Annotated in this window: 22 protein-coding genes; 8 read left to right on the top strand and 14 right to left on the bottom strand. The window is 61.5% G+C overall.

The genetic code is table 11. The features are described 5' to 3' along the window. Window positions 1-86: 86 nt before the first annotated feature. On the top strand, window positions 87-1,094 hold the full coding sequence (locus RIN56_16440; GenBank protein ID MDR7868389.1) for an aldo/keto reductase: 1,008 nt from the start codon (window positions 87-89) through the stop codon (window positions 1,092-1,094). On the opposite strand, the gene RIN56_16435 is transcribed toward RIN56_16440, so the two are convergent. Then, the gene (locus RIN56_16435; protein ID MDR7868388.1) at window positions 1,091-1,399 is read right to left on the bottom strand and encodes a hypothetical protein; all 309 of its coding nucleotides are present in this window, start codon (window positions 1,397-1,399) and stop codon (window positions 1,091-1,093) included. The genes RIN56_16440 and RIN56_16435 overlap by 4 nt on opposite strands. 34 nt (window positions 1,400-1,433) lie before the next feature. On the opposite strand from RIN56_16435, the gene RIN56_16430 reads away from it, so the two are divergent. Next, the gene (locus RIN56_16430; GenBank protein ID MDR7868387.1) at window positions 1,434-2,312 is read left to right on the top strand and encodes an NAD(P)/FAD-dependent oxidoreductase; all 879 of its coding nucleotides are present in this window, start codon (window positions 1,434-1,436) and stop codon (window positions 2,310-2,312) included. Here the strand turns inward: RIN56_16430 and RIN56_16425 are convergent. Then, window positions 2,263-3,330: a hypothetical protein gene (locus RIN56_16425; protein MDR7868386.1), complete on the bottom strand. Its 1,068-nt coding sequence runs from the start codon at window positions 3,328-3,330 to the stop codon at window positions 2,263-2,265. The genes RIN56_16430 and RIN56_16425 overlap by 50 nt on opposite strands. 152 nt (window positions 3,331-3,482) lie before the next feature. Then, window positions 3,483-4,421, bottom strand: a complete 939-nt coding sequence (locus RIN56_16420) for a helix-turn-helix transcriptional regulator (GenBank protein ID MDR7868385.1) — start codon at window positions 4,419-4,421, stop codon at window positions 3,483-3,485. Window positions 4,422-4,760: 339 nt separating this feature from the next. Here RIN56_16420 and modA point away from each other — a divergent pair, with 339 nt between their 5' ends. Genes modA through RIN56_16400 form a run of 4 tightly spaced genes read left to right on the top strand, consistent with a single transcriptional unit; the run spans window position 4,761 to window position 7,096 of the window. Beyond that, complete coding sequence (gene modA, locus RIN56_16415; GenBank protein MDR7868384.1) at window positions 4,761-5,567, top strand: molybdate ABC transporter substrate-binding protein; 807 nt, start codon at window positions 4,761-4,763, stop codon at window positions 5,565-5,567. 11 nt (window positions 5,568-5,578) lie between these two features. Continuing rightward, entirely contained in the window at window positions 5,579-5,746 is a 168-nt protein-coding gene (locus tag RIN56_16410) for a substrate-binding domain-containing protein (protein ID MDR7868383.1), read from the top strand. Between the two features lie 7 nt (window positions 5,747-5,753). Continuing rightward, window positions 5,754-6,449: a molybdate ABC transporter permease subunit gene (gene modB / locus RIN56_16405; protein MDR7868382.1), complete on the top strand. Its 696-nt coding sequence runs from the start codon at window positions 5,754-5,756 to the stop codon at window positions 6,447-6,449. Then, entirely contained in the window at window positions 6,449-7,096 is a 648-nt protein-coding gene (locus RIN56_16400) for an ATP-binding cassette domain-containing protein (protein MDR7868381.1), read from the top strand. The genes modB and RIN56_16400 overlap by 1 nt, the downstream gene beginning before the upstream one ends. A 247-nt stretch (window positions 7,097-7,343) precedes the next feature. On the opposite strand, the gene garD is transcribed toward RIN56_16400, so the two are convergent. The 11 genes from garD to RIN56_16345 form a co-directional block, all read right to left on the bottom strand. Further along, window positions 7,344-8,873 (bottom strand): galactarate dehydratase, encoded by a 1,530-nt coding sequence (gene garD, locus RIN56_16395; GenBank protein MDR7868380.1) that lies wholly within the window; start codon window positions 8,871-8,873, stop codon window positions 7,344-7,346. Window positions 8,874-8,886: 13 nt separating this feature from the next. Beyond that, window positions 8,887-9,987, bottom strand: coding sequence for an iron-containing alcohol dehydrogenase family protein (locus RIN56_16390; protein ID MDR7868379.1), 1,101 nt, complete (start codon window positions 9,985-9,987; stop codon window positions 8,887-8,889). Window positions 9,988-10,008: 21 nt separating this feature from the next. Further along, window positions 10,009-10,980, bottom strand: a complete 972-nt coding sequence (locus tag RIN56_16385) for a D-glycerate dehydrogenase (GenBank protein ID MDR7868378.1) — start codon at window positions 10,978-10,980, stop codon at window positions 10,009-10,011. An 86-nt stretch (window positions 10,981-11,066) separates the two neighbouring features. After that, window positions 11,067-12,425: a glucarate dehydratase gene (gudD, locus tag RIN56_16380; protein ID MDR7868377.1), complete on the bottom strand. Its 1,359-nt coding sequence runs from the start codon at window positions 12,423-12,425 to the stop codon at window positions 11,067-11,069. A 24-nt stretch (window positions 12,426-12,449) separates the two neighbouring features. Then, window positions 12,450-13,466: a tripartite tricarboxylate transporter substrate binding protein gene (locus RIN56_16375; protein MDR7868376.1), complete on the bottom strand. Its 1,017-nt coding sequence runs from the start codon at window positions 13,464-13,466 to the stop codon at window positions 12,450-12,452. Window positions 13,467-13,501: 35 nt separating this feature from the next. Then, window positions 13,502-15,013 carry a tripartite tricarboxylate transporter permease gene (locus RIN56_16370; protein MDR7868375.1) on the bottom strand — a complete coding sequence of 504 codons (1,512 nt, stop codon included), beginning with the start codon at window positions 15,011-15,013 and terminating at the stop codon, window positions 13,502-13,504. A 14-nt stretch (window positions 15,014-15,027) separates the two neighbouring features. After that, entirely contained in the window at window positions 15,028-15,480 is a 453-nt protein-coding gene (locus tag RIN56_16365; protein MDR7868374.1) for a tripartite tricarboxylate transporter TctB family protein, read from the bottom strand. Between the two features lie 26 nt (window positions 15,481-15,506). Next, entirely contained in the window at window positions 15,507-16,391 is an 885-nt protein-coding gene (gene garR / locus RIN56_16360) for a 2-hydroxy-3-oxopropionate reductase (GenBank protein ID MDR7868373.1), read from the bottom strand. Window positions 16,392-16,406: 15 nt separating this feature from the next. Beyond that, window positions 16,407-17,315, bottom strand: coding sequence for a 4-hydroxy-tetrahydrodipicolinate synthase (dapA, locus tag RIN56_16355; GenBank protein ID MDR7868372.1), 909 nt, complete (start codon window positions 17,313-17,315; stop codon window positions 16,407-16,409). 181 nt (window positions 17,316-17,496) lie between these two features. Continuing rightward, a complete protein-coding gene (locus RIN56_16350; protein MDR7868371.1) occupies window positions 17,497-18,774 on the bottom strand; it encodes a lactate racemase domain-containing protein in 1,278 nt (425 codons plus the stop codon). Window positions 18,775-18,906: 132 nt separating this feature from the next. Beyond that, entirely contained in the window at window positions 18,907-20,832 is a 1,926-nt protein-coding gene (locus RIN56_16345) for a sigma 54-interacting transcriptional regulator (protein ID MDR7868370.1), read from the bottom strand. Between the two features lie 324 nt (window positions 20,833-21,156). Between RIN56_16345 and RIN56_16340 the strand changes: the two genes are divergently transcribed. Both RIN56_16340 and RIN56_16335 read left to right on the top strand, forming a co-directional pair. Next, on the top strand, window positions 21,157-21,933 hold the full coding sequence (locus RIN56_16340) for an IclR family transcriptional regulator (GenBank protein ID MDR7868369.1): 777 nt from the start codon (window positions 21,157-21,159) through the stop codon (window positions 21,931-21,933). Window positions 21,934-22,216: 283 nt separating this feature from the next. Further along, window positions 22,217-23,605, top strand: coding sequence for an FAD-linked oxidase C-terminal domain-containing protein (locus tag RIN56_16335; GenBank protein ID MDR7868368.1), 1,389 nt, complete (start codon window positions 22,217-22,219; stop codon window positions 23,603-23,605). Window positions 23,606-23,616: the final 11 nt, after the last annotated feature.

The following is a 23,616-nucleotide window of genomic DNA, read 5'->3' as shown; positions in this document are numbered from 1 at the left end:
GTGCAAGGCCATTAAGAAAACCGATGGCACCGGGGGAGGATTGTCCGGGCCGCAGACCGAAATAAAATCGGGAAGGGGTGATAATTTTGGAAAAAAGAATTCTCGGCCGCACCGGCCTGGAAGTGACCGCCATCGCTTTCGGCGGCCTGCCCATGCAGCGCTGCACGCTGGCTGAGGCTGGTCCGGTGCTTAACGCGGCTCTGGACGCGGGGATTAATTTTATCGATACGGCCCGCGCCTATACCGACAGCGAGGAGAAGATCGGCTGCCACGTTTCGTCCCGGCGGCGGGAGTATTATCTGGCTACCAAGAGCATGGCCCGCGACCGGGCGAGCATGGCCAGGGATATCGATATAAGCCTGGCGACCATGAAGACGGATTATATCGATCTTTATCAAGTCCACAATGTTAAAAACCGCCCCGATCTCGATAAGGTTATGGGGCCCGGCGGCGCGCTCGAGGCGCTGCAGGAGGCGCAGGCGGCCGGCAAGATCGGCCATATCGGCATCACCGGCCACAGCATGGAGTTGCTTACCGAGAGCCTCAGGACCGGCCGGTTCAGCACTGTGCAGGCACCGTTCAACTGTATCGAGTCCAAGGCGGAGGAGGAGCTCTTTCCCCTGGCGAGGAAGGAGAATATCGGCATTATCGTGATGAAGCCGCTGGGCGGCGGTCAGATCGACAAACCGGACCTGGCCCTCAGGTACATCCTGGAGCACGACATCACGACCGCGATCCCCGGCATGGACGAGGTAAAGCATGTCGAGGAGAATCTGGCCGCGCTGAAGAATTTCCGGCCGCTGACCGCCGCGGAACGCGAGGAGCTGGGTCGCCTGGCCGCCGAGATCGGCGCCAATTTCTGCCGCCGCTGCGGCTACTGTATGCCTTGCACCGTCGGCATCGATATCCCGCAGTTGTTTATTTTCCATCTGCAGTACACGCGCTATAACATGAAGACCGCCATCCCCGGCCGCTACGCGGGGGTGCCGGTGAAGGCGTCGGCCTGCACCCAGTGCGGGGCGTGCGAGAAGCGTTGCCCTTACGATTTGCCCATCCGCGAGCGGCTGAAGAAGGTGGCCGAGGACTTGGGCTAATCGGCAGGCTGTTGTCCGGGAGGTTCGGCGGGGTCCGGCGGGACTGCGGGGACGGGATCGAGCCACACCGCGACGCCGCCAAGATATGGGACAAGCAGGTTGAAGACGACCGCGCCGGCGAAGGCAAGGGCTCCTGCGCCAAGGCCGACCGCCAGACCGAGGAAGGCGCCGCCGAAGATGCCGACGGCGCTGCGCTCAAGGATACCAAGCGCGACGCCGCAAATTCCGCCGATGCAGACGCCGGCCGCGAACGCCATCCGGAATACGGCGCCACAGGCTATTTTGGTGAGCATATGGTTATACATGCCGTCACCCCTTGTTCCGAAGGAGGTATTTAAAATGGCCGAGAAAGTATTCGATATCGCCGTGATCGGCGGCGGGCCGGCAGGCCTGTCGGCCGCGCTGACCGGGCGCATCCGCAACAAGAGCGTGGCCTTGTTCGAGCATCTCGATTTCAGCCAGAAGCTGCAGAAGGCTCATCTGGTGGACAATTATCCCGGCTTGCCTCAGATCACCGGCAAAGGCCTGATGCAGCAGATGTCCGCCCATTGTCTGGCCCACGAGCCAACCCTTATCAAGGAGAAGGTCCTTAATATCTACCCCGGCGAGGTGTTTACGCTGCTGACGCCTGCGGCCACTTACGAGGCGCGGGCGATCATTCTGGCGACCGGCGTGGTGGCGACGGTGCTGTTCGCCGGCGAGAAGGATTTCCTCGGCCGCGGGGTGAGCTATTGCGCGACTTGCGACGCGATGTTTTACAAGGATAAGAATGTGGCGGTGATTTCTTATACGACGGAGGGCGAGCATGAGGCGACGTATCTCGGCGAGCTGTGCCGCCAGGTTTATTATCTGCCGCAGTATAAGGGCGAGCTGCCGCGCTTTTTGGACAATGTGAAGGTGGTGAGCGACAAGCCGCGGGCGATCAAGGGCGACACTCAGGTGGAGTCGCTTGCGACCGAGCAGGGGACGCTGGATGTCGACGGCGTGTTCATCCTCCGCCAGTCGGATCCGGTGGAGAATGTGCTCCCCGGCATCGAGCTGGACGGCGAGGTTATAAAGGTTAACAGGGATATGTCGACAAGCATTCCCGGTGTGTTCGCCGCCGGCGACTGCACGGGCAAGCCCTGGCAGATCGCGAAGGCTACCGGCGAGGGCCTGGTGGCGGTGCTCAGCGCCATCGGCTATCTCGAAGCGAAAGCCAGGCAAGCCGCGCCGTGAACCACAGCGTCGCGTAGCCGAACACAGGGAAGAGCACTTTGATAAGTTTGGCAAAACCGAATTGACCGCATATGACGGCGGCGACGGCGACCAGCACTACGGCTACGGCCGGGTGGAGGCCCGTCGCCGCCGCCGCTTTGCCGGCACAGCCGTAGAGGCTGGCGAGGGCGGTGGTGTACATTGCCGCGAGCAATATGGCGGTGTAGATTATGCTGGCGAGGGGGTGCTGGCGGCTGGCGATTTCGAGGATGGGCACTTCCTGGGTGAGGCTGACAGGGTGGTGGAGCATGACGACGAGGGTGAGGAACGCCGCCAGACCGCCGAGGATGAGGCCGCCGAGCGCCCCGCCGACGGCACGGGCGGCGTAGCGGGCCACGGTGCCGCCGAGCGGGACGAGCACGGTGGCGCCGACCATGAGGTTGTATGAGACGTAGATGAGGGTGGCGAGCAGCCAGTGGGGGGCGGATTGGCTGGCGGGGGCGGGCGGCGCCGCGAGGGGCCCCGGGTCGGCGGCGTGGTAGGCGAGGGAGTAAAGGCCGACGGCGGCGATGCAGAGAATGAGGAGCGGCGCGATGGCCATGTTGGCGACGGCGACGCCGCGGATGCCGCCGAGTACGGTGACGGCGACGGCCGCTCCGGCGGCCGCGAGGCCAAGGTAGTAGGGCAGGCCGAGGTAGTCGCGGCCGACGGTGGCGATGCCGGCGATCATGACGGACAGCATGACGAACAGGAAGAGGGCGGTGAGGACGTCGAGGACAAGGGCGGCGCGGCGGCCGCATACGTGGTAGATGGCCTGGTGGTAGGCGGTGGCCTTGAGGCGGTAGCCGATTTCGAGCAACCGGCCGCCGAGCCAGGCGAACAGGAGGGTGGCGACGGCGATGCCGGCAAGGCCGGCTTTGCCGAAGCTGGCGAAGAACTGGACGATTTCCTGGCCGGAGGCGAATCCGGCCCCGATGACGGTGCCGGCGTACGTCGCCCCCACACGGATGGCGTCGGCCAGTGTCCTGGAGCAACGCACGGCGGTCCCCCCTCTCTTTCGCTAAATTCTATGAGAGTGTGCGCTTTTTCTGACATGGTTTTTTCTGGGAAGACGACCGCGATGATGGTAATGAAATAAGGATATTGCCATATATAAAAGCTGCACCCGCCTGATCGAGGCGGGTGCAGCTTTTATGTTTCAGCCATTATTTCTCCGGTGCGGCTGAGGTCGTAGCCGCCCATGCCGGCGACCTCGTTGCGGAAGGCCGGCGAGCGCAACACTGTCAGCAGAATCTGGAAATGGGGCTTATCCGCGTCTTCGCGGCGGATGACCAGGTCGTACCGTTCCTTCTGCAGGGGGACGAAGTCGATTTCCCGCACCTGCAGGGCGGTCTTTTCGATGCCGAGGCCGACGTCGGCTTCGCCCCGGCCAACACTGCTGGCCACCGCCAGGTGGCTGGTCTCTTCCTGATTGTAGCCGACGATGTCGCGTTGGTCGATGCCGAGGGAACGCAGCTGTTCGTCGAGCAGCACCCTGGCGCCCGAACCGCGCTCGCGGTTGACGAACCGTACGCCATGTTTGGTCAGATCGCGCCAGCCATGTATTTCTTTGGGGTTGCCCTTGGCAACGTAGAAGCCTTCCATCCGGTAGGCCAGATTGATTATTAGCGTGCGGTGGCCCGGCAACAGCCGCCTGACATAGGGGACGTTGTAGGTGTCGCTGTCGCTGTCCCACAGGTGGGTGGTGGCGGCGTTGGCAGTGCCGCGGTAAAGGGCCATAAGGCCGTCGATGCTGCCGGCGTAGTTGCGCAGGAAGCGGACGTACGGCATCATTTTCTCCAGGTGGCGGGTTAAGATGTCGAGGATGACGTCCTGACCGCAGATGATCAGCCCCTCCGGCTGCGCCGGGGCGGCCGGGTCGTGTGGCCGCGCGGCCTGCGTCTGGGCCGCCGGCGAGAGGCTTTTCGATTTCTTGATATAGCTGTCGAGGTCGGGGGCTTCGACACGGACCTTGCGGCCGATGCGGTAGGCGGTGAGGTCGCCGCGCTTGATCATTTCGTACACGGTAAAGCGCGAGATTTTGAGGATATTGGCCACTTCTTCGGGAGTATAGGAGATCGTATCGGTCATCGCTTCACCCCATTAAATCAATATCGCAATGCAATAATTGGCAAATCCTCTTGCGTTAATCATACTGCAAAATATATAATAACACCATAGAGATTTTGTTAGTTTTTGTTTGGTTATATTTGTTTATCCTTGCAATGGTGCGTTTATCGAGGGTTGTACTAGATGTTGAACATGTTTTAAATGCTTTTGAGCTAGTTTTAATTTGTTTGTGTTTGTTTAATTTTGCGGGTTGATCAAGGGGGAAGATAATGATGCTGCTCGGTACAAGCTCTAAGCTGTTCGCTTGCCTGGATACGGGGCTGAAGCCGACGAGGTTCAGGCAATGAGGAGGAGAGCACAATGAATAAACGGACATCAGCGATTATCGCCGGCCTGCTGGCGGCGGCCCTGCTGGCGGCGGGCTGCGGCGGCGGGGCGAAACAGGCGCCGCCCGCTGCGGCCGTCCAGCCGGTGGAGCTTAATATCTCCGCCGCCGTAAGTATGAAGGACGCGCTGACCGAGATCCAGACCAACTACCAGAAGAAGAACCCCACCGTAAAGCTCGTCTATAACCTTGGCGCGTCCGGGACGCTGCAGAGGCAGATCGAGCAGGGCGCGCCGGCCGATATTTTTATCTCGGCCGCCCCCAAGCAGATGAACGATCTTGAGGCCAAGAACCTGGTGAACAAGGGTACCCGCAGGAACCTTGTAGAAAATAAGCTCGTGCTGGTGGTGCCGGAGAACTCGACCCTCGGACTGAGCAAATTTGAAGACATAACTAACGCCAAGGTGCAGAAATTCAGCATGGGCGAGACGGCCACCGTGCCGGCCGGCCAATACGGGCAGCAGGTGCTCCAGAAGCTGGGCCTGTGGGACAGGGTCAAGGATAAGGCGGTGTTCGCCAAGGATGTGCGCACCGTGTTGACCTATGTGGCGACCGGCAATGTCGAGGCTGGCATCGTGTATAAGACCGACGCCGCGTCCCCCGGCGCCAAGGTGAGAATCGCCGCCACCGCCCCCGAAGGCTCGCACCAGTCGATCCTATACCCGGTCGCCATCCTGAGCGGCGCCAAGCAGGGTAAGGCGGCGGAGGAATTTCTCGCCTATCTCGTCGGGACGGAGGCCAAGGCGGTGTTCGAGAAACACGGCTTTACGATGAGCAAGTAGGCGGGGGAGGATTGAACTCAACGTTTCCGCGGCCCTCGGCCTTAAGGATCCCCGGCGCAGTGCTGATAGGAACCAAGCAGCCCCAGGACACTCAAGCCTTTCTCAATTACCTCTCCGGACCGGACGCGGCAAAGTGCTTTCAGAAATACGGATTCAATGTGATAAATACGCAGAAATAACAGTGTGGTGAACATCGTGGTTGAATGGCAGCCGGTCATTCTGTCAATCAAAGTAGCTCTCTGCTCACTAGTGTTTGTCGCCATTTTCGGTGTACTGGCCGCCCACCTGATGCGGCGCTGCGACTTCCCCGGCAAGGCGGCGGCGGAAGCGCTCTTTACTATGCCGCTGGTGCTGCCGCCGGTCGTCACCGGCTTCCTGCTCCTCATCCTCATCGGCAAACAGGGACCGGTGGGTCGGCTGCTGGACGAATATTTCCACACCCAGATCATTTTCACGCCGTACGCCGCCATCCTCGCCGGCACAGTGGTCGCTTTCCCGCTGATGTACCAGAGCACCAAGGCTGCTTTTCTCGCCGTCGAAACCAACCTCGAAGACGCCGCGCGGACGCTCGGCGCCGGCGAGTGGCGCGTGTTCTGGACGGTGACTCTGCCGCTGGCCTGGCCCGGTCTCGTCGCCGGCCTGATACTGTCGTTCGCCCGCGCCCTGGGAGAATTCGGGGCGACCATCATGGTGGCGGGCAATATCCCCGGCAAGACTCAGACGATACCGCTGGCGATATATTTTGCCGCCGAGTCCAACGACCTTACCCAGGCCGGCCTGTATGTGGTGATAATCAGCCTCATCACTTTTTCGCTGATTTTCTGGCTCAACAGTTGGTCCAAGACAAAGGGCAAGCCGGCATCGGCCAAGGTGGTGTCGTGATGCTGGCGGTCGATATCAAGAAGAATCTTCCCGATTTTACCCTCGAAGTCAAGTTTACGGTCGAACGCAACGTGCTTGTGCTGTTCGGCCCGTCGGGCAGCGGCAAGACGACCGTGCTGCGCTCGATCGCCGGGCTTGTCCGCCCGGACGGCGGCAGCATCGTCCACGACGGGCGGGTGATCTACGCCGCGGAAACCGGCGTCTTTGTGCCGCCGCGGGAGCGCAACGTCGGCTATATGTTTCAGGAGTTCGCCCTTTTTCCCCATATGAACGTGAAAAAGAACATTTGGTACGGCGTCAAAAAGCGTAACCAGGAGGCGGCGCAAATGTACGGGCGGCTGATGGAGCTGCTCAAGATCGGGCAGCTCGCAGACCGCTACGTGGGGCAGCTGTCCGGCGGCGAGAAGCAGCGGGTGGCCCTGGCGCGGGCGCTGATGGCCGAGCCGAAAATCCTGCTGCTCGACGAACCGCTGTCGTCGCTTGACAGCGGCACCCGCCTGGAACTGCAGACGGAACTGAAAAGAATGCAGGAGCTGTGGGGCATCCCGTTTATCCTCGTCACCCACGATCCGGATGAGGCCAAAGCCCTCGGCCACCAGATCCTGTTTCTCGATAAGGGCCGGCAGGCAGCGCCGCAGTGGCCGTAATACCGCCAAGGCGGGCGGCGCAGGGCGGCGATAGCTGACAAAGGAGCAAAGCCCCTGGGAAGTGTATTCCCAGGGGCTTTTACGCCCAACGGCCCAGCAACCCCATTCCCGATTATGGTTGCCACGATGTCTGCGTGCAGGAAGTGACCATGATCGGCTCGCTGGCGATTCACCGCAAAAACGATGCTCCGATTTGTACCGGAGCATTGGAGAACTAGCTTAACAAAACGGCTCCCGCTGGCGGCTTTCAGGTGATCGGCGCGGGGTTGAACAGGCAAAGGGCGTTATGGAGCTCCCACCGCTCAGCCCAAGTCTGCTTTCGTCCGCTGGCCACGTCGAGGATGAAGCGAAAAATCTCATGGCCCACTTCCTCGATCGTCGCCTCGCCGGTGGCGATCCGCCCTGCATTGATATCGATGAGATCGGGCCACTGCTCCGCCAGCCAGTCGCGCGTCGCCACCTTGACGACCGGGGCCATCGCCAGCCCGTACGGCGTCCCCCGGCCGGTGGTGAACACCTGCAGGTGCATGCCTGCCGCCAGTTGCAGTGTGCCGCAAACGAAATCGCTCGCTGGCGTGGCGGCGAAAATCAAGCCCTTCCGGGTCGCCTTGTCGCCAGGGGCAAGCACGCCGTCGATCGGACCGCTGCCTGCTTTGGCGATTGAGCCGAGTGCCTTTTCGACCACGTTGGCCAGCCCGCCCTTCTTGTTGCCGGGCGTCGGGTTGGCGCTCCGGTCGGCCTCGCCGGCGGCCAGGTATTCGTCATACCATTTCATCTCGCGGATGAGCGCCCGGCCTACTTCCGGGTTTGCCGCGCGCGGCGTCAGCAGATGGATGGCGTCCCTGACCTCGGTTACTTCTGAGAACAACACCGTCCCGCCGGCGCGCACCAGCAGATCGGCCGCAAACCCCACCGCCGGATTGGCGGTCACGCCGGAGAACGCATCGCTGCCGCCGCACTGCACGCCGACGACAAGGTCGCTCGCCGGGCAGGCGACCCGCCGCCGGCGGTCGAGCCTCGACAGCCTTTGCCCGGCCTCCGCCATGATGGCTTCAACCATGTTCGCGAACCCGCGATGGTCCTGCAGCACAACGGCCGAGCCGCCGCCCTGCGTCAGACGCTCGGGCGCCAGCTTCTCGCAGCCCAGGCCCACCACCAGCAACTCGCCGCCGAAGTTGGGGTGGCGGGCGAGATTCTGCAGCGTGCGGATGGGGATGACCGCCTGCGGGGCGTTGATCGCCACGCCGCAGCCGTAGCTGTGGTTGAGCGCCACAACATCGTCGACATGCGGGTAGCGGGGCAAAAGCTCGGCTTTGATCCGTTTCACCGCCTGGTCGAGCACGCCGGCCACGCACTGCACGCTTGTCGAAATCCCCAGGATGTTCTTCGTGCCGACGCTGCCGTCGGCGTTGCGGTACCCCGCGAACGTGTAGCCTTCAAGGGCCGCCGCCGCCGCGGGCACTTTCGTCGCCAGCGGCAGACCGCCCAGCTCTGGCGGCGCCGGCAGCTTTACCAGCGACTCGTCGACCCAGCTCCCTTTCGCCACCGGGCCGGCCGCATAGCCGATCACTTCGCCGTAACGCACGATTGCCTCGCCTGCGGCCAGGTCGGCCAGCGCCACCTTGTGCCCCTGAGGCACCGCCTCCCGCAGCGTGAGGCCGCAGGGAAAAACGGCGCCAGCCGTAAGTCCTCCCTCGTTGACGATGATCGCCACGTTATCCGCCGGGTTCACCTTGATATACAGCGGCGCCTCTTGCGGCGTTCCCTTCTTGTCCATAGCCTATTCTCCTTTATCGCCCTGCCGGCCGGATCGCCAGGCTGTCCACGCGCCGCATCGCGGCCACGACCATGTCCGCGCTCACATCGAAAGGCATACACTTCATCGCCGCCGCCCACGCGGCAGCGGCAGCCGCTGCGGCCATCTGCTCCTCCGTCAGGTCGGCGATTTGCGCCAGGGTAACCGGGATGCCGCAGCTTTCGGCCAGCGCGATCTCGGCCAAAAGCTCCGCGTCGCCGCGCTCTTCCAAGGCCAGCAGGCACAGGTTGCCGTAGCCGACAATCGCCCCGTGGGCGACCGCATGGGTTGCCGGTATGGTCGTAAAGCCGTTGTAAATGGCATGAGCCGCCGCGTTGCGCAGTTTGTCGCCGCCGAAAATCGACGACAGGCCGGCTGTCAGTACGATCGCCTCCACCGTCGACGCAAACGCTTCGCCGAGCGTCTTCGTTTCCGCCGACCGGCGCGCCTCGGCGCCGAACCGCCTGATAATATCGTAGCATATCTGGCCGTTCGCCACCGCCGATATCGTCAGGCTGGTCGGCGTCAGCTTCGCCGCCGCCGCCCTCAGCTCGTACAGCTTCGCCAGCGTGTCGCCCATCCCGGCAATCAGCCATCTAGGCGGCGCATCGACGAGGATCGCCGTATCCACGACGGTCGCGGCCGGGCAATCCTCCAGGAACAGATTGCGGACAAACGCGCCCGCGTCGTTATACAGCACTGTGAGCGGCGTAACCGCTGCGCAGGTTGCGGCGATCGTCGGCACGGTAATCACCGGCAGCCCGCACTTCGCCGCCACAGCCTTCCCGGTGTCGAGCGCCTTGCCGCCGCCGACGGCGATGATCACTTCCGCCCTGGCCGCGACCGCTTCGGCGGCCCGCTGCCCGATGATCTCCTCCGTGCATTCGCCGCCGTACCACGCTACCGCCGCCGCCTGAACACCATGCCGCGCCAAACTGGCGAGCAGGCGCTCATTAGTCTTGGCCAGCGCTGTCCGGCCGCCCAGCACATAAGCCCGGCCGCCCCGCGCCTTGCATAACGCTCCCAGCGAATCGACAGCCCCCGGCCCTCGCAGCGCCTTCCCCGGAAAGCTAAGCCCCACCAATGTCGCAGTCAAAAAACCACCCCCTTGAACAGCTTACCCTTTATAATTGACAGATTCGTTCACACAGGCCGGCAGCGGTTTGCCCGCCAGCCCAGCCAGCATATTGTCGGCGGTCAGCATCGCCATCGCCGTCCGCGTCTCCGCCGTCGCGCTGCCGATATGCGGCGTGACCAGCACATTAGGCAGCATGAGCAGCGGGTGATCGGCCGGGATAGGCTCGGGGTCGGTCACATCGAGGGCGGCATAGGCAATCCGCCCTGTCGCAAGAGCTTCGGCGAGCGCTTCGGTATCGACCACCGCGCCCCGCGACGCGTTGACGAAATACGCCGTCGGCTTCATCAGCGCGAACTGTTCCGCGCCGAAAGCCCCCCGCGTCGCCGCCGACAGCGGCAGCAGCACCACCACGAAATCGGCCGCCCGCAAAAGCTCGTCCAAGGCCGCGTAGCGCGCTCCGACATCTCCGTCGTCCGCCCGCCGGGTGCGGTTGTGATAGATCACCCGCATCCCGAACGCCGCCGCCCGTTTGGCCACCGCGGCGCCAATCCTACCCATGCCCGCGATGCCCAGCGTCTTGCCGGCGAGGTCGACGCCCAGGCCCATGCCCTTGTTGGCCCGCCACTTGCCCTGGCGCACGTAATCCCAACCCTCGTGGATGCGGCGGGCGGCGCACAGCAGCAGGCCGAAGGTCAGGTCGGCCGTCGCGTCCACCAGCACACCCGGGGTATAGCCGACCGGTATGCCGCGCCGCGTGCAGGCCGCAACATCGATATTGTTGCAGCCCACCGCCGTCTGGGCTATCACCCTGAGCTTGGGGGCCTGGGCGAGGAGTTCGCCGTCAATCTGGATGTTGGGCGCCGCCACAAGCCCGTCGGCGTCTGCCAGCCATTCGGCCAACACATCGCGCGGCATTACTTCTTCCTTGTCCCACACCCGCGCGTCGCAGCGCTCCAGCAGTATCCGCTGAGCCTCCGGCAGCAGCGCGCGAGTCATAACCACCTTGTACATTCGTCTATCTTCCTTTCCGCTGCCGCGGATATGCGCGGCCGGTAGAGCGAAGCCTCTTATCGGGTCGATAAGAGGCTTCGCGGTTGTCAGCGAACCAAGCAAGGCCGCTTGTTGTCGAACTTCCAGTCCGGGATGAGATATTGCATGGCCATCGCGTCGTCGCGCGCCCCCAGCCCCATCTTCATATACAGCTGATGCGCCTTTTCCACCTGGTCCAGGTCGATCTCCACCCCCAGGCCGGGGCGCTCGGGCACGGCCACCTTGCCGCCGACGATCTTCAGCGGCTCTTTGGTAAGGCGTTCCCGTCCCTCCTGCCATATCCAGTGAGTGTCGAGGGCGGTGATCTTCCCCGGCGCCGCCGCGCCGACGTGGGTGAACATCGCCAGCGATATGTCGAAGTGGTTGTTGGAGTGCGAGCCCCAGGTCAGGCCCCACTCGCGGCATAACTGCGCCACGCGCACCGAGCCCTGCATCGTCCAGAAGTGCGGGTCGGCCAGGGGAATATCCACAGAGTGAAGCTGGATGGAATGCCCCAGCTGGCGCCAGTCGGTCGCGATCATGTTCGTGGCAGTCGGCAGACCGGTCGCCCGGCGGAACTCAGCCATCACCTCGCGGCCGGAGAAGCCGTTCTCCGCCCCGCAGGGGTCCTCGGCGTACGCCAGCACGTCATGCTTGCCGCGGCACAGGCTGATAGCCTCGTCCAGCGCCCACGCCCCGTTGGGGTCGATGGTGATGCGCGCCGCGGGGAAACGCCTGGCCAGCGCCGTCACCGCCGCGATCTCCTCTTCGCCTGCCAGCACGCCGCCCTTGAGCTTGAAATCGTTGAAGCCGTAGCGTTCATACGCGGCTTCGGCCAGCCTCACGACCGCCCCGGGAGTCAGCGCTTCCTCGTCGCGCAGCCGCAGCCAGCTATCCTTGGCGTCCGGATCGCTCGCATACGGCAGATCGGTCCGGCGGCGGTCGCCGACATAGAAGAGATAGCCGAGCATCTCCACCTCGCTGCGCTGCTGCCCGGTGCCCAGCAGCGCGGCCACCGGCACGCCGAGGTATTGCCCCAGGAGGTCCAGCAGGGCCGCTTCGACGGCTGTTACGGCGTGGATTGTCGTGCGCAGGTCGAAGGTCTGCAGGCCGCGGCCGCCCGCGTCACGGTCGGCGAACCGGTCCCGGATCGAGTTCAGGATGTTGTTGTATTTGCCGATGGTCTGACCCACGATCAGGTCCCTGGCGTCTTCGAGCGTCTGGCGGATCTTCCCGCCGCCGGGAACTTCGCCGATTCCGGTATGCCCCGCGCTATCTTTGATTATTACAATGTTGCGTGTAAAGAAAGGGCCGTGCGCGCCGCTGAGATTGAGCAGCATGCAGTCGCGCCCCGCCACGGGGATGACCTGCATCCCCGTGACAACCGGCGCATCCGAGCGTCCCGCCGCGGTCATTACTTCGTTCATTGTCCTTCTCCTACTCCCGCGGGCTTATTTTTTATCCAGGCCCAGTTCCTTCACCAGCTTGGCATAATCGTCGCTGGCCTGGCGCATGAACTTGGCGAATTCTTCCGGACCCATGTACTGGATGGGCTGCAGCATGTCGCCCATCGCTTTCTTGAAGTCGGGGTCCTCGGAAATCTTCTTGAGCACGTCGGCGTAGTAATCGACGATCTCCTTGGAGGTGCCTTTGGGGGCGCCCACGCCCTTGACCGAACCCCAGGTGTAGAAGTTGATTCCCTGCTCCTTGAGGGTCGGGACGTTCGGCAGCGACGGGTCGCGGTCCGGGGTGGCGATACCGATGGGACGGACCCTGTTGGCCTTGAGCTGGCCGATGACTTCGGCCGGGTGGCCGCCGCCCATGATCGTCTGTCCGCCGACAAGCGTAGTGATCGACTGCGAGCCGCCGGCGTGCGGGATTGGCGTCACTTCGATGCCGGCCGACTTGCCGATGCCTCTCATGACCATATCGACGGCGCCGGCTTTAACAGACACGGACGCGGTCACCGGTTTGTTCTCTTTTTTGGCCCATTCGATAACGTCCTTCATCGACTTGTGCGGCGAATTCTCGGGGACCAGGACGACGACCGAGTGGATCGACAATCGCGAAATGAATGTCAGGTCTTTGAACGGATCGTATTCGACCTTCTGGATGTGGGGCATTACGAGGTCATGTCCGGAGCCGACGCCCATCAGCAGGGTATAGCCGTCCGGCTTGGCGCGGGCCACGAAGGTCGAGCCTTCGATGCCGCCGCCGCCCGGCTTATTCACGATCTGCAGAGGCTGCGGGCAATACTTCGACCAAACTTTTTCCACGGCGCGGGCCAGCATGTCGGTCGACCCGCCGGCCGCCATCGGCACAACCATCGTCACCGGCTTGTCAGGCTTGAACGCAGCCCCCTGCTTCGCCTTGTCCGGCGCCTTGGCGCCGCAGCCGGCGAGGGCGGCCACCATAACCATAACCAGCGCGACACTCAACAGAATCTTCCCCTTGCCCTTCCCAAACATCTTTTCTCCTCCTTTAAATGATTTATACTTTTCGGCTATTCGCCGTTATCCGCGCACTTGACGTCTTTACGCTTCCTGACGGCCTTATACGCCTGGGCCGCTACAATCGCCGCGAACAGCGCCATCAGCGTGCCGGAAATCGGCCTGGTCACGAAGATCGCCATACTCCCGGCAGACAGCAGCAGCGACTGCCTGAGCGAATTCTCGATCAGCGGCGCCAGCACGAAGGCCATGATCAGCGGTCCGGGGTCGAAACGCAGCTTTCTGAGGATATAACCGATTACGCCAAAAGCGATGAATACATAAACGTTGAACATATCGTTCGCCAGGCTGTAGCAGCCGACAACTGTGAACATGACGATCAGCGGCCCGAGGATGCCGAACGGCACCTTCAGCAGCTGTACCCACAGCCCGACCAAGGGCAGATTGAGCACCAGCAGGATGACGTTGCCCAGGTACATCGAGGCGATGACCCCCCAGAAAAGGTCGGGGTGCTCCTGGATGAGGAACGGCCCCGGCGTCACCCCCTGGACGAGCAGGGCGGCGAATATCATCGCAATCGAGGCGTTGGCGGGGATGCCCAGCGTCAGCAGGGGGATGAAGGATGCGCTCGACGCGGCGTTGTTGGCCGATTCGGGGCCAGCCACGCCGGCAATCGCCCCCTGGCCGAATTCTTCCGGGTGCTTGGCGAACTTCTTTTCCAGCGCGTACGAGGTCAGCGACGCCACGACGGCGCCGCCGCCGGGTATGACCCCGGTGAAAAACCCGATGAACGAGCCGCGGAGGATTGCCCATCTGCTTTCGGCCCAGTCCCTGGCGGTCGGCATAATCCTGCCGATTGTGGCGGTCACGAACTCGGCCGCGCCCTTCGACTCAAGCGTCAGAAAAACTTCGCTCAGGCCGAACAGGCCCATGGCCAGGGTCACGAACTCGAACCCGTTCTGCAGCGACACGATGCCGAAGGTGAACCTCTCTTTGCCGGAGATCGGGTCGATGCCCACGTTGGATAGCAGGATGCCGAGAAACAGCATGATCAGTCCCTTGAGCGGCGAATCGCCGGAGAGGAACACCGCCAGCAGCAGCCCTATCAGCATCAGCGCGAAGTATTCCGGCGCTCCGAACCGCAGCGCGAACTCCGCCAGCGGCGGCGCCACGAACGTCAGGCCGATGACTCCCACCGTGCCGGCGACGAACGAGCCGATCGCGGCGATGGCGAGCGCCGCCCCCGCCCGGCCCTTCTTGGCCATCTGGAAGCCGTCGATGCAAGTGACGACCGACGCGGCCTCGCCGGGAATCCTGAGAAGAATCGATGTCGTCGACCCGCCGTACATCGCCCCGTAGAATATCCCCGCCAGGAAAATGATCGACGTGGCCGGCGAAGACATCGAATACACCACCGGCAGCAGCAGGGAAATGGTCGCCGCCGGCCCTAGCCCCGGCAAAACCCCGACCGCCGTTCCCAGTAGCGCTCCAAGGAAACAGAACAGCATATTCGTGCCGCTTAAAGCAATGGAGAAGCCGCCCAGCAAGCCCTGAAAAATGTCCATATCTCAAACCACCTTTATTCGACGAACATGCCTTCGGGAAGCGGTACGCCCAGCAGGTACATGAACAGCAGATACATGACCGCCGTGCCGCAGACTGCGATGACGCCGGTCTTCAGCCACTTCTCGCGCTCGATTGCCTGCTGCCAGGCGACGAGGAAGATGACGGTCGACAGCAGATAGCCCAGCGGCTCCATCGCCGCCGAGTAAGCGACAATCAGCACGGTGGCCGTCACCGGCGCCGCAAGCTCGCCCTTCGCCCACAGCGGCGCCCAGGGCTTGACCGACTTCAGACTGGTGACGAGCCAGTACCCGGCCAGGGCGACGATGCCGACCCCGCAAATCACCGGGAAAAACGCAGGACCTGGTTCCTTCAGGGTGCCGAGCTCCAGTTTCGCGAGCGCGTGGCCCACCACCGCCACGCCGAGTATGACAAAAAACACCGCGGCGTTACGTTCTTGTCTGGTCATAATCCTTCCGCCTTCTGCAAGATTGGCTACCGCCGGACCTCGACGCCGGCCAGCTTTTCGTAATACCTCACCAGGCTGCCGTGGTCAAGGTCGCCCATGCCGTCAACCTTGAGGGCCTGCATCATCTCCATCACCGCCGCGGTCAGCGGCAGCGGCACGCCCACCTCATGGGAAGTCTCCAGCACATTGCCCAAGTCTTTTATGTGGAGGTTGATGCGGAAACCGGGGTTGAACTTACGGTCCATCACCAGCGGCGCTTTGGCGTCGAGCACGGTGCTGCCGGCCAGCCCGCCGCGGATCGCCTGGTAAACCAGTTCAGGCTCCACCCCGGCCTTGGTGGCCAGGACGAGCGCTTCGGACATGGCGGCGATATTGAGGGCAACGATGATCTGGTTGGCGAGCTTGGTCACGTTGCCGGCGCCGACGTCGCCGGTGAGGACGACCGAGCCGGCCATCGCTTTCATCACCGGATAGCAGCGGTCGAAAACTTCTTTCTTGCCGCCGGCCATCACCGACAGCGTTCCGTCAATGGCTTTTGGTTCGCCGCCGCTTACCGGCGCGTCCAGCATCTCGACTCCCTTTTCCGCCAGCTTGGCAGCTATCTTTCTGGCCACCAACGGCGCGATCGAGCTCATATCCACGACAACCGCGCCCGGCTTTGCGCCTTCGATAACGCCGTTCTCGCCCAGCACAACCTGATTGACGTGGGGGGAATTGGGCAGCATCGTCACGATGATATCCGCCTGCTCGGCCACCGCCTTCGGCGTCGCCGCCGCCGTGGCCCCGGCCGCGACCACCTCGTCGACCGCCGCTTTGACCACATCGCAGACGACAAGCTGATAACCCGCTTTCAGCAGATTCTTGCTCATCGGCTTGCCCATTATGCCGAGGCCGATAAATCCTATTTTCATTACACACACTCCTTGTTATTTCAGCAGTCCCATCCCCGTCAGCACCTGGCGGAGCTTCTCGCGCTCCTCGGCCGTCATCGGTCCCGCCGGCGCCATGCACGGGCCGGCTTCGATGCCGAGCAGGGTAAGCGATTCCTTGATAACCGCCGGGAAAGTGCCCAGCGTGAACGCGATCCTAAGCGGCGCGAGCGTAAACTGGGCATCAAGCGACCCCATCAGGTCGCCGGCCATGTACTTCTCGTAGATGTCGGCGCACAGCCGGGGAGCGACGTTGGCGCACGAGGCTATCGAGCCGACGGCGCCATAGCAGAGTGCCCCGTAGATAAGCGTGTCCCGCCCCATCATTACCGAGAAATCTTCCCGGCCGCGCGTCAGGCGGATGTACTCGGCCGTCAGCGTCAGATCGCCGCTCGAATCCTTGATACTGACGATATTAGGCACCTCGGCCAGTTTTGCTACCGTTGCCGCGGCCAGGTTGACGCCCGTCTTGGGAGGATTGTTGTAAAGCACCACCGGCAGGGAGGTGGCGGCCGCGATCGTCTTATAGTGCTCGATAAGTTGCTCCTGGCTGGGGGCCAGGAACATCGGCGTCAGCACCGACACCGCGTCGACCTTGCACTCCTCCGCCAACTGGGTCAGCATTACGCTCTCGCGGGTCGTAATGCCGTTCGTCCCGGCATAAACCGGCACCCGGCCTTTGGTCTCGTCCACCGTCACGGCGAATATTTCCCGCTTCTCCTCCGGGGTAAGACCGTAGAATTCGCCTGTCGTGCCCACGACGAACAGGCCGTGGACGCCGCCGCCTATAAGGTAATTGATAAGCTTGCGCATCGCTTTTTCGTTAAACTTGCCTTCGGGAGTAAGCGGGGTAATAACCGCCGGGATTATCCCCCGCGCCTTGAAAGCCTGTTTGCTCAACTTCAGTCCCTCCGTTTCCGCCGGCGCTGCCGGGCTGCCGCCTCCGCCGGCCATGCTTTTTCTAAACTGCAATTAGCGTGCCAATTGCCAATACCGCGAATCTTCAGCCTTTTTACCGCAAACCGCTGCACCATATGTTGCGTTCTCCATCACGTGTTGCAACTATCGCAACACGTGATGCGCATTCTCACCATGGGTCGGCTATATTGCCGGCGGAATCGAACGCCATCTCCCGCGGGGCGCCGAGCAGGTCAACGGCGGGATTCGCTTCGGCCTCAGGCACCAGCGCCGCGGATATATAGATTTCGTCGAGGTGGAGGGAATTCTTTATCCTCACCACCCGCACCGCGGACAGGTCCCCCGCCCCGCAAGTCTTCAGCGCGGCCCGCACGGCGTCCCGTTCGGTTTCCGCCACCAGGGGGATGCGGGCGGTCTCCAGCACCGTCGACGTCAGGGCGTTGGTATACAGGGCGGCATAATCAATTTTGTCCACCAGCCGCCGGGTGGTCACATCCGCCATGCCGACGCCGGCGGCATTGCCGCGGCTTTTGTCGGTCACGTCGAGCACCGCGATCCGGCTTGTCCGCGGTCCGCCGGAAATGAACGGCGTCGGGTGGCGGCCGGTTATGTTGCCGTCCATTCCGCCGCCGGAATACTCTTTGCCGATCCGGTCGACGATCAGCACGTCGATCGGGTCGAACATTATCCGCGGCATATTGGCCTTGGCGGCGGTCAGCAGTCGCTGATCGGCGGCGATCAATTCCGCCGCCGGCACCGCCTCGACCAACACCGCCCTGTCGTAGGCGTTCTCCACCGTCGCGACCCCGAACAGCACCCGGCAGGCGGCCAGCTTGATCGCCGCCATCGCCACGATAAACTCCGCCATGCGTCCGAAACCGTAAGCATGACACGAATCCGCCCCCTGCTGCTTGCCGAGGCCGATGGCCAGCATCTTGACCAGGCCGCTCTCGCTCGGCCCGCGAAAGGCGTTGTGGGGCTTTACCCTGTTTATGACCACGATCCCGTCCGCTTCGTGCGCCAGCCTGTCGATCAGCACCGGCAGGCCGTTGTCCAGCCGCCCCACCGCTATGGTGTCCATGCATGAACAGACCGGGCAGCCGGCGCTCTCGGCGGTGACGCCCAACGAAGCCAGCACCGCCTCCTGTCCGGCGGCCGTCGCCCCCCCGTGGCTGCCCATCGCCGGCACCACGAACGGCAGCGCGCCCAATTCTTTCAGGGTTGCCGCCGTCTCCCGGACAAGCGTCGCGATCCCGTCCACGCCCCGGCTGCCCACCGCCAGAGCGATCCTCATGCCCGGCCTGACCGCCCCGGCGATGCCCGGCTTCGCCAGCTCCCTCCTGAGCACGGCCGCGACATCCACCGCCGGCGCGGCGGCAAACGACTGCCGCACCTTGACCATCCGCGGCAGAGGCACTTCTTTAAGCAACTCGCCGACTACATCCACCTGCACCAGCCACCCTTCAAAGCATCTTCACACAATAACAAGTGCAAATACCGTGCCAGGAACAGGACCCTCGTTCTCCCCACACACGAAAAAAGTTTGCAAGATGCATTGCAAACTTTTCAAACCAGGCAACTATCGCAGCGCAGGCTGCAGATTTTTGCCGACCTCGATATTCATCGCCTTCAGCCGGCGGTATAGCGTGCTGCGGTCGATCCCCAGGCGCCTGGCCGCCTCTTTCTGGTTATAGCCGGCTTCCTCCAAAACGCGGATAAGCCGCGCCCGTTCGGAATCGTCCCCGTCCTGCGCGACAGGCAGCCTGACCGATGCCGGCTCAAGCGTGCCGAGCATCCGCGCCACCGTCTCGCCGGTAATCACCCTGTCCTTGGCCGTGACCACCAGCCGCTCGGTGAAATTCCTCAGTTGGCGGATATTGCCCGGCCAGCCGTAAGCGTTGATCGCCGCTTTTGCCGACTCGTCCAGCTCCGTCTGCCGGCCGAACTGGGCGTTGTATTTCGCCAGGAACTCCCCGGCGATCAGCATCGCGTCGCCGGGTCGCTCCTGCACGGTCGGGAGCGCCAGCGGCAGCACATTGATGCGGTAATACAAATCCTCGCGAAACTTCCCTTCCTCAATAAGCCGGGCCAGATTCCTGTGGGTCGCCGTTATTATCCGCACATCGACCGGCAGGTAGCGGTTGCCGCCAAGGCGCATCACCCGCCGCTCCTGGATGACCCTCAGCAGGCTGGTCTGGGCCATCTTATCCATCTCGCCGATCTCGTCGAGAAAAATCGTCCCGCCGTGAGCCAGCTCGAACAGGCCCGGCTTGCCCTTCTTGGTGGCGCCGGTGAACGCTCCCTCCGCGTAGCCGAACAATTCGCTCTCCAGCAGGCTGGCAGGGATGGCCCCGCAATTCACGACCACGAACGGCCGCTTGCTGCGCCCGCTGGCGTTGTGGATGCTCTGGGCGAACAACTCCTTGCCGGTACCGGAAGCGCCTATGATCAGCACCGTCGAGTCGATGCCGGCATAGTCGCGCGCGACGCGTTTGGCCTCCACGATCTGCGGCGATTCGCCGCGGATGTCCTCGAAACGGTACTGGGCGGTAAGACCCTTGCTGTACATCTCATTGCGGATGGCCGCCTCCATCTCCACGATCTGGCCGACATCCTCGAAGGTTATCATCGCCCCGGTAACCGTCTGACCGGCCTCGATGGGGGTTATATTGGCCATAAGGCGCTTGCCGCAAATCGTCATCAGCTCGCCGAGCGCCATCCTCGCTTCCTTCATGCAGGCGGCGACAGGCAGTCCGGGCAGAACAACCTCCACCGGCTCCCCCACCGCCTGTTGGGACCGCTTGTTGAGAAGCCTTTCGGCGGCCTTGTTGAAAACAGTGATCTTCCGGCCGCTGTCTATGCCCACGATGCCCTGCACCGAATAGTCGACAAGCCCCCGGAACTTTTCCATCCGTTCTTTTTCCAGCGTCCGCGCGTACGACACCTTCTCCGCCTGGAGGATAGCCGACCGGTACGAGTCCTCGCCGGAGGCGAGCAACAGCGTCTTCGCCCCCCTGTCTGCCGCCAGCGCCGTAGTATGGATGCCGCCGAGCAGCACGTCGACTTTCTCCTGTAGAGCCCGCTCTACGGTCACCTCGATATCTTCCGCGGCGCTCATCGGGTATATCAATAGGTTGATGTCCATAACCCGCGCGAAAACCTCGATACTGCGGATCATATTCTTGAACGCCAGCACGGCAATCCGGGGATTGGCCAGGCCCGTAACCTGCTTTGCCTTCAGCAGGCTCTCAGCCAGATCCTGAAAGGTTATCGGTATTTCGATGACCGGCACCTGGATGCCGGAGTTTTCGATCAGCTCGGCCGTCCCGCCGCGGGCGACGATCACATCCGCCCCGCCGGCCTCGGCTCGCCGGGCGATCTCCACCCCTTGCTTCAGCCACCCCAGGTGGCATTCCACCTTGTCGGCCATACCGAGCTCAGCGATGACCCGCTTGCCGTTAACGAAGATTTCCTCGTATGGAGCGATAAAAACGATTTTGCCCATAGTTCCTCCCCGCCCCTGGCCCGTAGTGCTTCTGTCACTGTAATAATTATAGCATCCTGACGAGCAATCAGACAGCGTGATCCCAACTTACACCTTACAAGGCTTCGAACCTTATCGACCTTATCGGCCTTTTCGCCAGTTGAGGGCGCAGATCCGTCCTTCTTCGACGGCGGGGGTGCGGTTGCTTTTGGGGAGGCATTTTATATAAGGATATAAAAAGGCAAGCAGGAAAAAAAAAAGGTTTGTTGAATAAATATTTCGGAACACCTTTTCAAATAGTGCAATACCATATCTCGCAAATAGGGCAAGCGTGGGGGTTGTGAAATGGATAAAGCGGAAGGGCCGATTCAATCTGTGGCCAGGGCCATTTCTATTATGGAGGCTCTTCTCAGGGAACCGGAACTTGGGGTGTCTGAATTAAGCGCGGAGTTGGACCTAGGTAAGAGCACCACCTACCGGCTGCTGCAAACGATGAAAATGAACGGGTTCATTGATCAGGCTGCTTCCGGCAAGTATCGGCTGGGTGTGCGTCTGTCCATATTCGGCGATACGGCGGTAGCGCGGCTTGACTTGCGGAAAGAGGCGGCGCCGTTTCTGAATACGCTGGCCAAGCTTTCGGGGGAAAATGTTAGCCTAGCCATATTGGATGAGTTTAATATTTTATATATCGACCGTATTGATAGTAACGAGCCGTTGCGAATGGGGGTCAGAATAGGGGAGCGGCTGCCGGCGTTTTGCACAAGTATGGGGAAAGTGATGTTGGCCGGAATGCCCAAAGATGAGTTGGACGCCCTTTTCGAAAACCCGAAATTTCTCGCAACGATTGTGCGCCACACTGAAACAACCGTCACGGAGACCGGGGCGTTGCGCTTACAATTGCATACCATAAAAGAACAGGGCTTCTCGATCGACGAAGAGGAATACAATAGGGGCGTACGATGCGTGGGAGCACCTATATTCAATCATGTTGGTAAGGTTATTGCCGCAATAAGCGCTACCGGCCCGTCGATACGCATGACTTACAACAAGATCCATGAACTGATACCCCATGTAAAGGAAGCGGCGCTCGATATTTCGCGGCAGCTTGGGTATCGTAAGTAAACCACGGATGCCAAGCCGCAGGTTTATGGTATTGATATGTCCGGGCTTGACGTCCGTTCAGATTTTCGCAATATTTGAATTATCCGCATAAAAACGGAAAAACAAGCAGGGATTATGAAAATAAAAGCGAAAGAAATTATCTGTAGCTATAATACGGAACGTCGTTCCACATAGTGCGAAAAACTTTAATTTCCGAGAAAAAACAGGGCAATATTGCGCGACAAAGAAACGGTGTGCCGTAATAAGGACCATCGAGTTAAAAAATTGCATTGGGAGGCACGTAATGATTTCCGAAGAGATCAAGAAATCACTCAGAAGGGCTGTTGGAGCGGAAAACGTCCTAGATTCTGATATCGACCGCTTCGGCTATTCCTACGATTCTTCCTCCATGCCTATTCTGCCGGCGTATAAGCCGGATGTCGTCGTTCTGCCGACAACCGCGGAGGAAGTATCGAAAGTAATGGCAATTGCGTTCGCACATGGGATTCCAGTTACACCGCGCGGCGCGGCAAGCAATCGCACTGGCGGCAGCGTGCCTCTCGAAGGCGGTATAGTTTTGTCGCTCGATCGTATGACCAAAATCCTTGAGCTGGATGAAGATAATATGATGGTGACGACCGAACCGGGTGTCAGGACTATCGATCTCTATAATTACTGTGCCGCCAAGGGCCTTTTCTTTCCGCCGGATCCCGCAAGCTGGAAGGTATCCACAATCGGCGGCAATATCGCCGAAAACGCGGGTGGCATGCGGGCGGTAAAATACGGGGTTGTCAGCGACTACGTGATGGCCCTCGAAGTTGTGCTGGCGGACGGCACGATACTCAATACCGGCGGAAAAGCAATTAAAAACGTGACCGGCTACGATCTGAAGCATCTCTTCACCGGCTCGGAGGGAACCCTTGGCATTATAACTAAGGCAACTCTTAAGCTCATTCCGATGCCGAAACAGCGGGGCACACTGCAGATCATGTTCAAATCGCTCGATGCCGCCTGCGCAACGATCCAAAAGATGCTCCAGGAAAACATCGTGCCTGCGGCGGCGGAAGTCATGGATAAGACCAGCCTGGATATAGTGTCTAAGAAACGCAAGGTTATTCTCGATCCAGTGATCGAATCATGCGCCATCATAGAGATCGACGGTGAAGATCAGGATGCGTTGGATGCCCAGGCCAAACGTATCGAGGCCGTTGCGAGTGCGCTCGGAGCGGTGAATTTCCAAGTCGCCCAGTCCCAGAGCGAGTCGGATGAGCTGTGGGCGATGCGCCGCGGCCTGAGCCAAGCTGTGGCCGCTCTCGCCCCTAACCGAATCGGCGAGGACATAGCGGTACCCCGGGGCTCATTCCCGGAGGTTGTGCGGAGGATCAAGAAACTGGGCGAAAAGTATGATCTTACGATAGTTGTTTACGGCCATGCCGGCGACGGCAATCTCCATCCGACCGTACTATGCGATTATACGGATGCCGAACTGATGGAGAGGGTGCATAAGGCCATCGACGGGATTTTCGAAGCCGCGTTGGCGGTTGGCGGCACCTTGTCCGGTGAACACGGGATCGGGATCAGCAAAAAGCCGTATATTGTGCAGGCGCTCGGCCAAGCTGGCGTCGAGACAATGAAAGTAATCAAACAGGCGCTTGATCCCAAGGGAATTTTAAACCCCGGCAAGATATGGTAATGATCGGGGAG

The sequence above is a fragment of the Sporomusaceae bacterium genome, from assembly GCA_031460455.1.
Classification (GTDB): domain Bacteria; phylum Bacillota; class Negativicutes; order Sporomusales; family UBA7701; genus Anaeroselena.
This window is presented reverse-complemented; position numbering and strand designations above follow the sequence as displayed.

What these genes read in the sequence shown, in the direction of transcription:
- RIN56_16435 (MDR7868388.1), bottom strand. Translation starts at nt 1,399, where the DNA reads ATGTATAACCATATGCTCACCAAAATAGCCTGTGGCGCCGTATTCCGG.
- modA (MDR7868384.1), top strand. Translation starts at nt 4,761, where the DNA reads ATGAATAAACGGACATCAGCGATTATCGCCGGCCTGCTGGCGGCGGCC.
- RIN56_16370 (MDR7868375.1), bottom strand. Translation starts at nt 15,013, where the DNA reads ATGGACATTTTTCAGGGCTTGCTGGGCGGCTTCTCCATTGCTTTAAGC.
- RIN56_16385 (MDR7868378.1), bottom strand. Translation starts at nt 10,980, where the DNA reads ATGTACAAGGTGGTTATGACTCGCGCGCTGCTGCCGGAGGCTCAGCGG.
- RIN56_16375 (MDR7868376.1), bottom strand. Translation starts at nt 13,466, where the DNA reads ATGTTTGGGAAGGGCAAGGGGAAGATTCTGTTGAGTGTCGCGCTGGTT.
- RIN56_16340 (MDR7868369.1), top strand. Translation starts at nt 21,157, where the DNA reads ATGGATAAAGCGGAAGGGCCGATTCAATCTGTGGCCAGGGCCATTTCT.
- RIN56_16420 (MDR7868385.1), bottom strand. Translation starts at nt 4,421, where the DNA reads ATGACCGATACGATCTCCTATACTCCCGAAGAAGTGGCCAATATCCTC.
- garR (MDR7868373.1), bottom strand. Translation starts at nt 16,391, where the DNA reads ATGAAAATAGGATTTATCGGCCTCGGCATAATGGGCAAGCCGATGAGC.
- RIN56_16400 (MDR7868381.1), top strand. Translation starts at nt 6,449, where the DNA reads ATGCTGGCGGTCGATATCAAGAAGAATCTTCCCGATTTTACCCTCGAA.
- RIN56_16365 (MDR7868374.1), bottom strand. Translation starts at nt 15,480, where the DNA reads ATGACCAGACAAGAACGTAACGCCGCGGTGTTTTTTGTCATACTCGGC.
- RIN56_16430 (MDR7868387.1), top strand. Translation starts at nt 1,434, where the DNA reads ATGGCCGAGAAAGTATTCGATATCGCCGTGATCGGCGGCGGGCCGGCA.
- garD (MDR7868380.1), bottom strand. Translation starts at nt 8,873, where the DNA reads ATGGACAAGAAGGGAACGCCGCAAGAGGCGCCGCTGTATATCAAGGTG.
- gudD (MDR7868377.1), bottom strand. Translation starts at nt 12,425, where the DNA reads ATGAACGAAGTAATGACCGCGGCGGGACGCTCGGATGCGCCGGTTGTC.
- RIN56_16345 (MDR7868370.1), bottom strand. Translation starts at nt 20,832, where the DNA reads ATGGGCAAAATCGTTTTTATCGCTCCATACGAGGAAATCTTCGTTAAC.
- RIN56_16335 (MDR7868368.1), top strand. Translation starts at nt 22,217, where the DNA reads ATGATTTCCGAAGAGATCAAGAAATCACTCAGAAGGGCTGTTGGAGCG.